The following is a 13074-nucleotide window of genomic DNA, read 5'->3' as shown; positions in this document are numbered from 1 at the left end:
AAAGGATAAAGTCACAAAAGCATAATTTTTGTGCAACGCGGTAGCGGCTCGCCGCGGATGCTTCGTTCCCCATAATGTCATCGATAAAGTCAAAAATGGGGGCAAGCATGACACGATTTTCCGCACTGAAACTTTCACTCATTCTGGCGTCGTCCTGGTCCGCATGCGCCATGGCGCAGGAAGCGCCGCAGGAACCGCAGGCCGACGAAGGTACCGCGATCATCGTGACCGGCACCCGCGCGGTCGGCATTTCAGCGGCCGAGGCGGCCGCCCCGGTGCAGGTGCTGAGCCAAGAAGCGATCAGCCATGTCGGCCAGCCCAACCTGAACCAGGTGCTGACGCAGATCGTACCCAGCTTCACAGCCCAGACACAGGGTGTCGACCTGTCCAGCTTCTCGCTGTCGGCGCGCCTTCGTGGCCTGTCGCCCAACCACACGCTCATCATGGTCAACGGCAAACGCCGCCATGGATCGGCTATTTTGCAGGTGATTTCCGGTCCCTTCAACGGATCGGCGGCGCCGAGCATCGACCTGATTCCACCTGATGCGGTCGAGCGTATCGAGGTGTTGCAGGAAGGTGCCGCCGCCGTTTACGGCACGGACGCCATCGCGGGCGTGCTCAATTTCATCCTCAAGGATCAGGATGAAGGCGGCACGTTCAAAATTACCGGCGGCCAGAACTATAACAGCGAAGGCGAACTGTTCAGCGTTTCCGGGAATGTCGGATTCAAGCTCGGAGAAGACGGCTTTTTGGACCTCAGCCTATTTCATCGCCGGCAGGATTATACCACCGTCGGCACCGGCCAGGTCCAGATCACCCGGCCCGACGGGTCTCTGCAACCCAATCGTCCGGAACAGTGGGCGAATCTTGCCGGCGATGCGCTCGCGCATATCAATGGCGGTCAGCCACGGACGCGCCTGACGCTGGGCTTCTACAATATGGGCTATGACTTCGGCGGGGTCGAATTATACAGCTTTGGTGATTATTCGCATCGGATCGGCTACGCCAAGCAGGGTTATCGCCATCCCAAGCGCATCTGCTACGAAGACGGCAACGCTTCAGGCGGAATTACGCCAGCGGCCTACGATCCTTCCATCTGCTACAGCGACACCGGCATATATGGCATGGTGCCTCTCCAGCATGTGGTAGAAGATGAATACAGCTTCACGATCGGCGCCAAAGGCGAGATCGGATCGAGCTGGAACTACGATCTGTCCGTCAGTTACGGCGATGACAAGATCGATATCTGGACAGAGCGGTCAGCACATCGCGAACTGTGGCGGGAAAGCTATGCCAGCTTCCTGGCCGGCACGGCCGCCGCTCCCACCACGCCGAGCAGCGCATATGATGGCGGCTTCCGCCTGGGTCAGACCACGATCAACGCCGACATCAAGAAGGAATTCGATTTCGGCATGGCAGACCCGGTGACCTTCGCGTTCGGCGGAGAATATCGGCGTGACACCTATGAAATCGTCGCAGGCGATGCAGTGTCCACCTATTTGACGGGCGTTCAATCATTTCCCGGCTACAAGGAAAGCGATGCAGGCTCATTCCGTCGAAGCGCCAAGGCCGGATATGTCAACCTGATCCTGAAACCGGTTGAACAGTGGACGGTCGACCTCGCCGGCCGCTATGAAGATTATACCGATTTTGGTGATACCACCATCGGCAAGATCACGACGCGATATGACTTCAGCGACGCCTTCGCCATTCGTGGCACGGCCAGCACCGGCTTTCGCGCGCCGACGTTGGCAGAGCAGTCCTATTCCAGCGTGAACGTCGGGCCGACCAGTGCTATCGCACAGATCCGTCCGGGTACGACTGCGGCGGCCTTGCTGGGCTTCTCCGCCTTGCGGCCTGAAAAGTCGACCAACTTCTCCGCTGGTATCGTGCTGCGCCCCGTGCCCAAACTGGCGGTCACCGTCGACGGCTATTACATCAAGATCAAGGATCGTATCGCCGGCACGGCGCCGCGCTACGCGGTTCGCGGCGGCACGCCGACGGCTGATGCGGCGGCGATCATCTCGGCCCTGCAGGCAGCCGGCGTGGTATTTGACGCCAGCCTGGACAATATCGGCGCGCAAAGCTTCACCAACGGTATCGACACCAGGACATGGGGCATCGACTTCTCCGCTTCCTATCCCGTCGCGCTGGACTTCGGCACGCTCAACCTGTCGCTGACAGCCAACTACAACAAGACCAAAATCACGCAGAACAACATCCCTGACGTCTTCAACAACATTTCCGAGACCTACATCGAAGATGCGTCCCCGGACTATAAGGTGGTCGCCAACCTGCTGTTCAAGAGCGGTGCCTTCACGCTCAATGCGCGTGAAACCTTCTACGGCAAGACGAGCATCACCGTCACTCCAAGCGTGTCCGCCAGCGCATTGGCTGCCGCGGGTGTGCCCAACCAGTATGACGGTGTTGTCGGCGCGGCGGCAATCACCGATCTAGAAGCCAGTTACGCCTTCACGGATGCCGTGACATTCTCGGTGGGCGCCAACAATCTCTTCAACAAGCGGCCGGAAGTGCCTGACCTGCTGGACCCGGCGGTCGTCGTGCCCGCAGGCACGTCACCCTATGTCAGCGGTGCCGGCGCATATAACAGCTACTATAATCACGGCCCATACGGCACGTCGGGCGGCTATTATTACGCCCGTATCGACTTCAAGTTCTGATCCACGTCGCCAGGAGGGCCGGTCCGGAAACGGACCGGCCCTCTTCCTTTCCGGGGAGAACTGCCCGATGAGATATTCGATTGCCATGCTCGCCGCGCTGGCCCTGGCCGGCCTGTCCATCCCCGCACAGGCCCAGGTGACGCGCAAGCAGTCTGACGCCTCGCCCATCGCCGGCAGCGCGACGGTGCCGCCCGGCGCCACCCTCTATTTTCTGTCCGGATCGACCGGATCGCCGATCGACCCCAAGGTCACCGACACGCCCGATGCCTATGGCGACACCGAGGCGCAGACCATGTCCGTCCTCACCAAGATGAAGGCGCAGCTCGCCGACCTGGGCCTGACCATGGGCGATGTCGTCAAGATGACCGTCTTTCTGGTGGGCGACCCGAAGCTGGGCGGCAAGATGGACCGCGACGGCATGATGCGCGCCTATCTCAAATTCTTCGGCACCGCCGATCAGCCCAACAAGCCGACCCGGTCGGCATTCCAGATCGCCGCGCTGGCACGGCCGCAACAACTGGTCGAGATCGAGGTAATCGCCGCCAAGGCGCCCTGACCCGGTTTCTTCCGCGCCGGAGCCCAAGGGGGGCGATGCTCCGGCGCGCGATCCGATCGCCCGTTCGTGATGACGGGAACATGCATGTCCGAGATCGCTACGCCCAGTCGCCGCCAGCTCCTGACCCTGATAGGCAGGATGGGGGGTGCCGCCGCCATGTATCAGGCGATGACCGCGCTGGGGCACGCGGCCGAGACCCAGTTTGACGGCCCGCCGGTCCTGTCGGGGGCGAAGCCCGGCGCGTCGGTCGTCGTGCTGGGCGCGGGGCTGGCCGGGATGGTCGCCGCCTATGAGCTGGAAAAGGCCGGCTATGCGGTCAAGATCCTGGAATTTCAGGATCGTCCGGGCGGCCGCAACTATTCGCTGCGCGGCGGCGACACATTCACCGAAAGCGACGGCACGGTGCAGAAGGTGCAGTTCGCGCCGGGCAATTACATCAACCCCGGCCCGTGGCGCATCCCGCACCACCATAAATGCGTGCTGCATTATTGCCGCCAGTTCGGCGTGGCGCTGGAACCCTTCATCCAGCTCAATCACAATGGCTTCATCCATGCGTCGGACGCGTTCGGCGGCAAGCCGGTCCGCTACAAGGAGGCGGCGGTCGATTTCAAGGGCCATACGTCCGAATTGCTGGCCAAGGCGCTGAACAGCGGATCGCTGGACCAGAGCGTCACCGGCGAGGACAAGGAAAGGTTGCTGGAGGCGCTGCGCGGTTGGGGCGTGCTGGACGACAAGATGGCCTATACCAGCAGCGTCCGTGTCTCGTCCCAGCGCGGATATGACCGCGCGCCCGGCGGCGGCGTGGACGGGGCGCCCACCCCGTCGCAGATCGCCAGCCTGTCCGACGTGCTGGCACCGCAGGTTTGGACCGCGATGAGCTTCTATTTCAACTATGTCATGCAGACGACCATGTTCCAGCCGGTCGGCGGCATGGACATGATCGGCAAGGCGTTCGCCAGCCGCGTGGGCAAGTCGATCACCTACAATGCCAAGGTCACCAAGGTCGCACAGAACGGCAAGGGCGTCACCGTCAGCTACAAGGACGTGCCCAGCGGCAAGACGAGCAGCGTCAGCGCCGACTGGTGCGTGTGCACGATCCCGCTGTCGATCATCAGCCAGGTCGAGATGCAGGTGAGCCCGAAGATGGCGGCAGCATTGAAAGCGGTGCCCTATAGCGGCCACATCAAGATGGGCATGGAATTCAAGCGCCGCTTCTGGGAAGAGGACGACAATATCTATGGCGGGCACAGCTTCACCGATCAGGCGATCGGCCAGCTTTCCTATCCCAACGACCGGATGTTCTCGCAAGGCCCGGCGGTCCTGCTGGGCGCCTTCACCAGCGGCGCGGGCGCGTTCGAACTGGCGGGGATGACGCCGCAGGAGCGGATCGAGGCCGCACTGACGCAGGGCGAGATATTCCATCCCCAATATCGCAAGGAATTCCTGAACGGCGTGTCCGTCCCCTGGACCCGCGTGCCGTGGATACTGGGCTGCGTGTCGCACTGGAGCGAGGAAGGCCGCGCCGAACATTACCAGGATCTGGTCGCCATCGACGGCCGGATCGCGATGGCGGGCGAACATGCCAGCTATTATGGTGGCTGGATGGAAGGCTCGATGCTGTCGGGGCTGGACGCCATCAGCCGCATCCACAAACGGTCGCTGGAGGCATGACCATGCGCGTCCGGTTTGTCCTGACAGTCCTGGCGCTCGCCGCCGCACCCGCCAGCGCGGACACGCCCGGCAGCGTGCAGGCGCGGAACAACACGGCCGACGGCGCCAAGGTGTACAAGCAGATCTGCGCCGCCTGCCACATGCCCAATGCCATGGGCAGCGGCGGCGGGGTCATTCCCGCGCTGGCGAAGAACAAGAAGCTGGCCAACCCGGCCTATCCCATCGGCGTGCTGACGAAGGGCAAGGGCGCGATGCCGGCGATGAGCGAGATATTGAAGCCGGCGCAGATCGCAGCCGTGCTGACGTTCGTGCGGACCAGTTTCGGCAACAATTATCCCAAACCCGTTACCGAGGCGGATGTGAAGGCGGCCAAATGACGGAGCAGGTCATGACAGACAGCCAGGAGCCTGGCCCCCTTTCCCGCCGCGCGCTGATGCGCGGCGTCGTCGCCGCGTCCGCCGCGATCGGGGCGGCGCCGGCCATGGCCCAGCGCGGGCGCAAGGTGGTGCTGCCCGACGACCCGCAGGGCATGATCGCGACGCTGACGGACGCGGTATATATCAACAGCAACGAAAATCCGCTTGGCCCCTGCGCGGCTGCGGTCAAGGCGCTCGACGGGCTGGAGCCGCTGTCGGGCCGCTACGGCATGGCCTTCGCTACCAAGCTGGAAAGCCTGTTCGCGCGGCAGAACGGCCTGCTGCCCGAACAGGTGCAGGTGCATCCCGGATCCTACATGCCGCTGCGTTCGGTCGCGCTGACCTATTCGTCCAGGGAGCGGCCGATCGCCTATTTCGAGCCGACGTTCGACAGCGGCTTCATGGGGAAGGCCGACCAGACGGTGACCCGCGCGGTCGCGGTGCCGCTGGCGGGAGACTTCACGGTCGATGTCAGAAAGCTGCTGGCCGCCGCCCCGGACGCGGGCGTCTATTATCTTTGCAATCCCAACAATCCGACCGGCCTCGTTACCGCGCGCGCCGACATCGAATGGCTGCTGGCCAACAAGCCTGCCGGGTCGGTGCTGCTGATCGACGAGGCCTATATCCATTTTTCCGACGCGCAAAGCTGCCTGGACCTGGTGGCGAAGGGCGCGGACGTGCTGGTTACGCAGACCTTTTCGAAGGCCTATGGCCTGGCCGGCCTGCGCTGCGGGCTGATCGCGGCGCGCAAGGACCTGCTGGACGGCATGGCCAATTACGGTATCAACATCACCCCGATGCCCGCCATCATAGCGGCCGAGGCCAGCCTGCTGGACCCCACGCTGCTCTCCGACCGCAAGGCCTATAACAAGGCGGTGCGCGACGACCTGTTCGCGTGGCTCGATGCCCGCGACATGCGCTATCTTCCGTCCCAGGGCAGTTTCGCGATGATCCATGTCGGCCGTCCCGGCGCGGACGTGACCGCCGCGCTGGCCAAGGAAAACATCCTCATCGGCGGGCCGCGCAAGCATATGGACGACTGGGTGCGCGTGTCCTTCGGCACGCCGCAGGAAATGCAGGCGTTCAAGGCGGCGTTCCTCAAGGTCCTGGCGTGACGCTTTCGCGGCGGCAGGCGCTGGGCGCGGCACTGGCGCTGCCAATCGCCGCGCAGGCGGCACGCGGCGCGGCGTCGGGTCCGTCGATGCTGCCCGACAAGGGCAGTTTCGCGCAGATGCCGGTCGCCTATTTCGACAATGCGTCGACCCATCCGATCAGCCTGGGCGCACGCCGCGCGATGGACGCCTATGTCGGCACGCGCAGCTTCGATCCCGCCGCGCCCGCGCCGGTCGACCGCGCGAGCGTCATCGCCCGCTTCGCCGCGCTGGTGCGGGCCGATCCGCAGGAGATCACCTGGGTCCAGTCCACCACCATGGGCGAGATGGCCGTGCTGCGCGCGCTGGGCTTTCCCCATGGCGGCGGCCGCATCGTCACCGACACGCTGCATTTCTACGCCGCCTTTCCCATGTATCAGCAGATGGCCGGGCAGGGCGTCGACGTCGCCTGGGTGCAGGCACGCGACGGGCGCATCGACATGGAAGACATGGCACGGGCGATCACGCCCGGCACGAAACTGGTCAGCCTGTCGCTGGTGTCCACCTATAATGGTTTCGCGCATGACCTGAAGGCCGTGTGCGACATGGCCCATGCAGCGGGCGCACTGGTCTATGCCGACATCATCCACGCCGCCGGCGCCATTCCGGTGGACCTGCACGGCAGCGGCGTCGATTTTGCCGCCTGCGCCACCTACAAATGGCTGATGGGGGATTTCGGCCTCGGCTTCCTCTATGCGCGCAAGGGCGTGCTGGATGGCGTGCCGCAGGCGGATTACGGCTATTATGGCTATGCCGCGCCGGACGCGGCGCCCGGCATCGGCCTGTCGCCGCCGGAAACCCATGTCTATCCGATGGACCCGCCCGGCGACGCGCCGACCAGCTACGTCCTGCGGCCGGGCGCTGTCGGCCATTTCGGCACCGGCACCTATGCGCAATCGGTTATCGCGGCGCTTGACCACAGCCTGGACTATATCGGCGGCCTGACCGTGCCGGCGATCCAGGCCCACGCGCAGCAGTTGATCGGGGCGCTGCGCGACGGGCTGAAGGCCAAAGGCTATCGCATCATCACGCCCGAAGGCACGCGGTCTTCGCTGCTAAGCGCCTTGCATCCGCAGGCAAAGGCACATCTGGCCGAACCCTTCGCGAAAGCCGGCGTGCGCCTGTCGCTGCACGACCATCATTTCCGCATCGCGCCATCCGTGTTCAACGACATGGCCGATGTCGACCGCCTGCTGGGCGCCCTGCCCCGCGCCTGACCCGCCCCAGACCTGTCCGATGGAGACGATGATGAAGACCCTTGCCGCATCCTTGACCGCGCTGATGCTGACGGCGGCCGCCGCGCCCGCCCAGGCCCAGGGCGCGCCCGCGCCCCAGCCGCTGCCTGCGAAACTGCCCTTCTCGCCTTCGGTGCGGGTCGGCGACACGCTCTACATGTCGGGCCAGATCGGCCAGGTGCCCGAAGGCATGGACCCCCACAAGGAAGGGTTCGACGCGGCGGTCAAGGGCGCAATGGATTCGATCGGCAAGATATTGAAGGACAATGGCCTGACCTATCACGACGTGGTCAAATGCACGGTGATGCTAGGCGACATGGCCGACTGGCCGCGTTTCAACGCTGCCTATGTGCCCTATTTCGACGGCGGCCGCCTGCCCGCCCGCAGCGCCTTCGGCGCCGCCGGCCTGGCGCTCGGCGCACCCCTGGAAGTGGAATGCATCGCCGCGTTCAAGTGAGCGGGTAGCCGGGTCAAGCCCGGGCTGACGGGCAGCAATGTCGGAAAGGGTCGTTTCCGGACCCGAAGCTCAGAGCGGCAAGGCCTCGCGCACGACCAGCACCGGCACGCCGTCGCGTACCGGGAAGGCCAGGCCTGCCGCATCCGACACCAGCGCCTGCCGGGCCGCGTCCCAGCGCAGCGGCGTGCGCGTTACCGGGCAGACCAGCTTTTCGAGCAGCCAGCGATCGATCGGCGCCGCGTCGTCCATTGCCCCGCCCGCGGCCCCGGTCATTGCATGGTCGCCCCGCCGTCGCGCTCGATCCGGCCGACGATCTGCATCAGCTGGATCAGGCATTCCGCGCGGTCGGACAGGGTTTCAGCCTCCAGCAGCGTCTGCTTGGCCGCCGGGTCGAAGGGGGCGATCTGGGCGATGCCGTTCACCAGCGCCGTGTCGTCCAGCCGCGACACCGCCGTCCAGTCGACGACATAGCCCAATATCTCGGCAAAGCGTCGCGATTCCTTCTCCAGCCCGGCCCGTTCGACGGCGGCAAGCACCTCATCCTCCTGCGGCACCTGCTCGACATCGGCCTCCACCTGCCGGAACTGCGTCGACACCGGCAGTTCGCGCACGACCCGGAACCGGGCCAGCCCGGTCAGGATGATGTTGAACCGCCCGTCCTCCAGCGCCTCTATGTCGCTGACATGGCCCAGGCAACCGACGTCATACAGGGTCGGCACAGGGCCCGCGTCGCGCGGCTGGATCATGCCGATGCGCCGGTCGCGCGCCATGGCGTCGTGGATCAGCGCCCGGTAGCGCGGCTCGAAGATATGGAGCGGCAATTGCATGCCCGGCAGCAGCAGCGCGCCTGCCAGCGGAAAGATCGAGACGCGCGTCGCCGGCATGGCGTCAGGAGAAGAGAATCTGTGACAATTTCCGACGCTGGCCGGCGACCCACGGGTCTTCCAGCCCTACTGCCTCGAAAATCTTGAGCAATTGCGCGCGCGCCGCGCCGTCGTTCCACTGCCTGTCGCGGCGCACGATTTCCAGCAGCGCGTCGGCGGCGGCATCGCGATCGCCATTGGCCATCAGGCCGCCGGCCAGTTCGAACCGGGCTTCATGATCGTCTGGATCGGCAGCAACGCGCGCTTCCACGCCCGACAGGTCCGATACCGGCCGCGCGTCGCGGGCCAGCGCGATCGCGGCGCGCGCCTGATCGACATGGCTGTTGCGCGCGGCCTCTTCCGGCAGGGCGGCCAGCACGGCGTCCGCATCCTCCAGCCGGCCCAGCGCGACGAGCGCCCGCGCCTGCCCGGCGGCAACCTCCGCATTGTCGGGCGCCATTTCAGCGATCTGGGCAAAGACCGACAGCGCCCGATCCGCCTCCCCGCCGGCCAGCAGTTCCTCGCCCATGGCGATCAACGGCGCAATTTCCTGCAACTGCGCCTTTTCATCGGATTCGATCGGCAACTGGCCCAATAACTGGTCGAGATACTGCTTGAGCTGGCCCTCGGTGCGGGCCTGGCTCAGGTCCGCGACCGGCTGCCCCTGGAACACCGCATAGACGGTCGGGATCGACTGGACCCGAAACTGGCTGGCGATAAAGCCGTTTTCGTCGACATTGACCTTGACCAGCTTGACGCCCTTGCTTTCATATTCCGCGCAGACCTTCTCGATCACGGGGGCGAGTTGCTTGCACGGGCCGCACCATTCGGCCCAGAAGTCGACGATCACCAGACTGTCGCGCGACGGCTCCACCACATCGCGGCGAAATGCCTCCACCGCCGCCTTTTCGGTGTCGCTCAGTCCCAGGGTCGCCACGCTCTATTCTCCTGCCAATGCGGTCCTTGCCGCTACCGTCATACCGCGCCTCATGTAGGGCGTCACCCCCATGGGACAAGTCGGAACGGACACTGGTCAGAAGGTATAGCCTATCCCGATGGCGCCGAGCCACTGGTTCCTGGACCCGGCGATGGACACCACCGGCGAGTCGGCATAGTCGCCGAGCATCCGCGCATAGCTGCCCGCCGCGAAAATCGCCCAGCCCTTGCGCAGGTCGCCCGACAGCGACTTGCCGCCCGCCAGGCTGAACGACACGCGCTTGAAGCCCGAACCGTCGCCCGCGCCGGCATAGGCCGGAAGCCCGCTGGCCACCGATTCCTGCGGGGTGACGTCGAAATAGGTGCGGCCATATTTCTTGCCGACATAATCGGCCGATACGCCCAAGCCCACGAAGGCAGTGCGCGAAAGCGGGGTGAAATATTCGATCTGCGGGGTGATGACATAGCTGTCATGCGCGCCCGCCACGTCCTTTGCGACCGCGACCCGCGCCGACAGCATGTCGTAGGCGCTGGTGATCACGCCGGTCTTGCCGACGCCGACGAACGCACCCAGTTCCACGGCCACGTCCCGCTTGCCCAGCGCGCGGACGGCATTGTCCTTGATCGCCTTGATGCTGGTGCGGTCGAGCCGCACGGTCGCCATCGGGCCGAGTTCGAAATTCCATCCTTCGCCCTGCGGATCGGCGATCGCGTCGACATAGAGCGACGTGCCGCGCGTCCAGAAGCTGTGCCCTTTCACCCGCCCGCGCATCTGCGGGACGGGTACGACGCGATAATCGTCCGATCCTTCGTAGCTGGGAACCGCCGCGATCCCCGCGCCGATGGTGAGGCTGCTTTCGTCCACTTCCTGCGCCAGGGCGGGAGTGGCGAGGGACAAGGTCGCGACGACGGTCGCGGCCAGGGCGTGGCGCGGATGATGCATGGTGGTTTTCGGTCCTGATCCCTGTTGACCGGACTAGAATGTTTCGAAGGGGTTACAGGTTCCCCTTCGCGCCTTCAGAGGAAATATTTGACGCGGATGTCCTGTTCGACCGGGGCACCGGCGACGGGGAAGCTGGCCGCGCGGAAGCTGGGCGCGCCGAAGCGCAGCACCGGATTGCGGGAAAAGCCGACGCCTTCGCGCGGTATGCCCATGAACGTATCCAGCTTGCCGTTGCCGTTTTCGTCATGAATGATCGCGATGGCGTAGGCGCCCGGCGCCAGCCGCCCCAGGTCCAGCGGCCCGTCGGTCGTCGCAACCGCCATGTGCCGCTTGTCCGGGTCCTTGCTGCAATCGGGGAAATAGGCCGGTGAACGCGTGACGCAGATCAGGATCTGGCCCTTGGTCGAGCGCAGGCCCGTCAGCCCCAGGGCGACGTGCTGCGACGCGTCGGGGGATGCCGCCGCCGTCAGCCCGGCAAGGGCCAGCAGGGCAAGGGCGCACTTCATGCGCGATCCTTCCGAAATTCCCCCAGCCCGCCGTCGGTCGCGCACATGCGATCCCAGAACCGGAAATAGAGGCCGTAATTGCAGGCATAGAGGTCATGGTGCCGCTGATGATGGCTGGCCGTGATCAGCCAGCGTCCGGCCGGGCCGCGCACGATCCAGCGTGGAAACATCTCCCACCCCATATGATTGCTGACGCCCATGACCGTCATGATCGTCAGCACCGCGCCCAGCGCGCCGACATGGATCGGGATCAGGAAGACAAGCGCCGGAATCACCACCGCGCCGGTCAGCGCCTCCCAAGGGTGAAAGCTCATGGCGGCCCAGGCGGTGGGCGGGCGGCTGGCGTGATGGACGGCGTGGGCGATCCGGAACAGGCGCGGACGGTGCATCCAGCGATGCGTCCAGTAGAACCAGCTATCGTGCGCCGCGAGATAGAGCAGGACGGACACCGGCAGATACCAGAGCGGCAGCGCGTGCGGATCGGTATAGATGCGCGTCCACCCATGGGCCTGCCACCCCCAGGCAACCACGCCGGCCGGAATGCCGTAGATCAGCGCCGACAGCAGCGACCAGCCGATCTCACGGCGCACCTGCCGCTCCAGCCCGCGATAGAGGCCCGGCTGCCTGATTCGGGTCGCCAGCGCGAAGCCGCCGCTCGTCAGCAGGTAGCGGACGGCGACGATCAGCGTCATGGCAAGCGCGGACAGGAGGACAGCGGCGATCATCAGCCGATGCCCATAGCCCAGCGGCGGCGTGCCGTCACCTTTCAGGTCCGCGGCCGCGCCTGCCGGTAGCTGCCCAGCACACGAACCCATTTGGTATGGAATTCCAGCTCGGCAAGCGCCCGATCCACGGCGGGGTCGCCCGGCATCCCTTCGATATCGCAATAAAATTCCGTCGCGGCGAAGCTGGCGCCGCGCTGATAGCTTTCCAGCTTGGTCATGTTGACGCCGTTCGTGGCAAAGCCCCCCATCGCCTTGTAGAGGGCGGCCGGCACGTTCTTCACCTCGAACAGGAAGGTCGTCATCACCGGTCCCACGCCCGCCACCGGCGCCTGCCCTTCCCGCGCGAGCACCAGGAAGCGCGTCATATTGTCGTCGCTGTCCTCGATATTCTCGGCGATCAGGCGCAGCCCGTAAAGTTCGGCCGCGAGATAGGGTGCGATCGCGCCTTCGCCCGCCGTACGCCGTTCCGCGACCAGGGCGGCCGCGCCGGCGGTGTCGGCATAGGTCACCGGCCGGATGCCCCGTTCGCGCAGATAATGGCGGCACTGGCCCAGCGCCTGCACATGGCTGATCGCGCTGGTGACCGGCGTCGTGTCCGGCGCCATCAGGCAGTGGCGAATGCGCAGGAAATATTCGTCGATGATCGCGAGCCCCGATTCGGGCAGCAGGAAATGCATGTCCGCGACGCGGCCGTGCAGGCTGTTTTCAATCGGGATGACGGCGCGCGCGGCCTGGCCGCCGCGCACGGCATCGATCGCGTCCTCGAACGAAAAACAGGGCAAGGGCACGCAATCGGGCGCGTATCCGAGCGCCGCGAGATGCGAATTGGCACCAGGCGCGCCCTGATAGGCGACGGCGCGCGTGGGGTCTGCGGCAGCCTTGGCGGCCAGGTCGGCAACGAGTGCGCGGGCGGGGGCGGGATAATTTTCCATGG

14 protein-coding genes are annotated in these 13074 nt (G+C 65.3%); 7 read left to right on the top strand and 7 right to left on the bottom strand.

Annotated elements, in window-relative coordinates; genetic code table 11:
* Positions 1–107 precede the first annotated feature (107 nt).
* The 7 genes from J3E64_RS00390 (at position 108) to J3E64_RS00360 (ending at position 8167) form a co-directional block, all read left to right on the top strand.
* Complete coding sequence (locus J3E64_RS00390; RefSeq protein WP_253338448.1) at positions 108–2681, top strand: TonB-dependent siderophore receptor; 2574 nt, start codon at positions 108–110, stop codon at positions 2679–2681.
* 67 nt (positions 2682–2748) lie between these two features.
* Positions 2749–3237, top strand: coding sequence for a RidA family protein (locus tag J3E64_RS00385; protein ID WP_253338446.1), 489 nt, complete (start codon positions 2749–2751; stop codon positions 3235–3237).
* A gap of 84 nt (positions 3238–3321) precedes the next feature.
* Complete coding sequence (locus tag J3E64_RS00380; RefSeq protein WP_253338444.1) at positions 3322–4908, top strand: NAD(P)/FAD-dependent oxidoreductase; 1587 nt, start codon at positions 3322–3324, stop codon at positions 4906–4908.
* Positions 4905–5285 carry a cytochrome c gene (locus J3E64_RS00375; protein WP_253338442.1) on the top strand — a complete coding sequence of 127 codons (381 nt, stop codon included), beginning with the start codon at positions 4905–4907 and terminating at the stop codon, positions 5283–5285. The genes J3E64_RS00380 and J3E64_RS00375 overlap by 4 nt, the downstream gene beginning before the upstream one ends.
* An 11-nt stretch (positions 5286–5296) precedes the next feature.
* Positions 5297–6439 (top strand): aminotransferase class I/II-fold pyridoxal phosphate-dependent enzyme, encoded by a 1143-nt coding sequence (locus tag J3E64_RS00370; RefSeq protein WP_253338440.1) that lies wholly within the window; start codon positions 5297–5299, stop codon positions 6437–6439.
* On the top strand, positions 6436–7692 hold the full coding sequence (locus J3E64_RS00365) for an aminotransferase class V-fold PLP-dependent enzyme (protein ID WP_253338438.1): 1257 nt from the start codon (positions 6436–6438) through the stop codon (positions 7690–7692). Before J3E64_RS00370 ends, J3E64_RS00365 begins: the two co-directional genes overlap by 4 nt.
* Positions 7693–7723: 31 nt before the next feature.
* Positions 7724–8167 (top strand): RidA family protein, encoded by a 444-nt coding sequence (locus J3E64_RS00360; protein ID WP_253339350.1) that lies wholly within the window; start codon positions 7724–7726, stop codon positions 8165–8167.
* Positions 8168–8236: 69 nt separating this feature from the next.
* On the opposite strand, the gene J3E64_RS00355 is transcribed toward J3E64_RS00360, so the two are convergent.
* From J3E64_RS00355 to J3E64_RS00325, 7 genes are all read right to left on the bottom strand, one after another.
* Positions 8237–8440 carry a Trm112 family protein gene (locus J3E64_RS00355; RefSeq protein ID WP_253338436.1) on the bottom strand — a complete coding sequence of 68 codons (204 nt, stop codon included), beginning with the start codon at positions 8438–8440 and terminating at the stop codon, positions 8237–8239.
* Complete coding sequence (locus J3E64_RS00350; RefSeq protein ID WP_253338434.1) at positions 8437–9051, bottom strand: LON peptidase substrate-binding domain-containing protein; 615 nt, start codon at positions 9049–9051, stop codon at positions 8437–8439. Before J3E64_RS00350 ends, J3E64_RS00355 begins: the two co-directional genes overlap by 4 nt.
* Positions 9052–9055: 4 nt before the next feature.
* Positions 9056–9967, bottom strand: a complete 912-nt coding sequence (locus J3E64_RS00345) for a tetratricopeptide repeat protein (RefSeq protein ID WP_253338432.1) — start codon at positions 9965–9967, stop codon at positions 9056–9058.
* A 96-nt stretch (positions 9968–10063) separates the two neighbouring features.
* A complete protein-coding gene (locus J3E64_RS00340; RefSeq protein ID WP_253338430.1) occupies positions 10064–10909 on the bottom strand; it encodes a MipA/OmpV family protein in 846 nt (281 codons plus the stop codon).
* A 74-nt stretch (positions 10910–10983) separates the two neighbouring features.
* The gene (locus tag J3E64_RS00335) at positions 10984–11415 is read right to left on the bottom strand and encodes a DUF2141 domain-containing protein (RefSeq protein WP_253338428.1); all 432 of its coding nucleotides are present in this window, start codon (positions 11413–11415) and stop codon (positions 10984–10986) included.
* Entirely contained in the window at positions 11412–12140 is a 729-nt protein-coding gene (locus J3E64_RS00330) for a sterol desaturase family protein (RefSeq protein ID WP_253339348.1), read from the bottom strand. Before J3E64_RS00330 ends, J3E64_RS00335 begins: the two co-directional genes overlap by 4 nt.
* A gap of 41 nt (positions 12141–12181) precedes the next feature.
* The gene (locus J3E64_RS00325; RefSeq protein WP_253338426.1) at positions 12182–13072 is read right to left on the bottom strand and encodes a prephenate dehydratase; all 891 of its coding nucleotides are present in this window, start codon (positions 13070–13072) and stop codon (positions 12182–12184) included.
* Between the last annotated feature and the right edge of the window lie 2 nt (positions 13073–13074).

It is taken from the genome of Sphingobium sp. OAS761, assembly GCF_024168485.1.
Classification (GTDB): domain Bacteria; phylum Pseudomonadota; class Alphaproteobacteria; order Sphingomonadales; family Sphingomonadaceae; genus Sphingobium.
The sequence above is the reverse complement of the archived record's forward strand: the minus strand, read 5'-3'. Positions and strand labels throughout refer to the sequence as shown.

What these genes read in the sequence shown, in the direction of transcription:
- J3E64_RS00370 (WP_253338440.1), top strand. Translation starts at nt 5,297, where the DNA reads ATGACAGACAGCCAGGAGCCTGGCCCCCTTTCCCGCCGCGCGCTGATG.
- J3E64_RS00340 (WP_253338430.1), bottom strand. Translation starts at nt 10,909, where the DNA reads ATGCATCATCCGCGCCACGCCCTGGCCGCGACCGTCGTCGCGACCTTG.
- J3E64_RS00330 (WP_253339348.1), bottom strand. Translation starts at nt 12,140, where the DNA reads ATGATCGCCGCTGTCCTCCTGTCCGCGCTTGCCATGACGCTGATCGTC.
- J3E64_RS00335 (WP_253338428.1), bottom strand. Translation starts at nt 11,415, where the DNA reads ATGAAGTGCGCCCTTGCCCTGCTGGCCCTTGCCGGGCTGACGGCGGCG.
- J3E64_RS00385 (WP_253338446.1), top strand. Translation starts at nt 2,749, where the DNA reads ATGAGATATTCGATTGCCATGCTCGCCGCGCTGGCCCTGGCCGGCCTG.
- J3E64_RS00390 (WP_253338448.1), top strand. Translation starts at nt 108, where the DNA reads ATGACACGATTTTCCGCACTGAAACTTTCACTCATTCTGGCGTCGTCC.
- J3E64_RS00375 (WP_253338442.1), top strand. Translation starts at nt 4,905, where the DNA reads ATGACCATGCGCGTCCGGTTTGTCCTGACAGTCCTGGCGCTCGCCGCC.
- J3E64_RS00360 (WP_253339350.1), top strand. Translation starts at nt 7,724, where the DNA reads ATGAAGACCCTTGCCGCATCCTTGACCGCGCTGATGCTGACGGCGGCC.
- J3E64_RS00325 (WP_253338426.1), bottom strand. Translation starts at nt 13,072, where the DNA reads ATGGAAAATTATCCCGCCCCCGCCCGCGCACTCGTTGCCGACCTGGCC.
- J3E64_RS00380 (WP_253338444.1), top strand. Translation starts at nt 3,322, where the DNA reads ATGTCCGAGATCGCTACGCCCAGTCGCCGCCAGCTCCTGACCCTGATA.
- J3E64_RS00355 (WP_253338436.1), bottom strand. Translation starts at nt 8,440, where the DNA reads ATGACCGGGGCCGCGGGCGGGGCAATGGACGACGCGGCGCCGATCGAT.
- J3E64_RS00350 (WP_253338434.1), bottom strand. Translation starts at nt 9,051, where the DNA reads ATGCCGGCGACGCGCGTCTCGATCTTTCCGCTGGCAGGCGCGCTGCTG.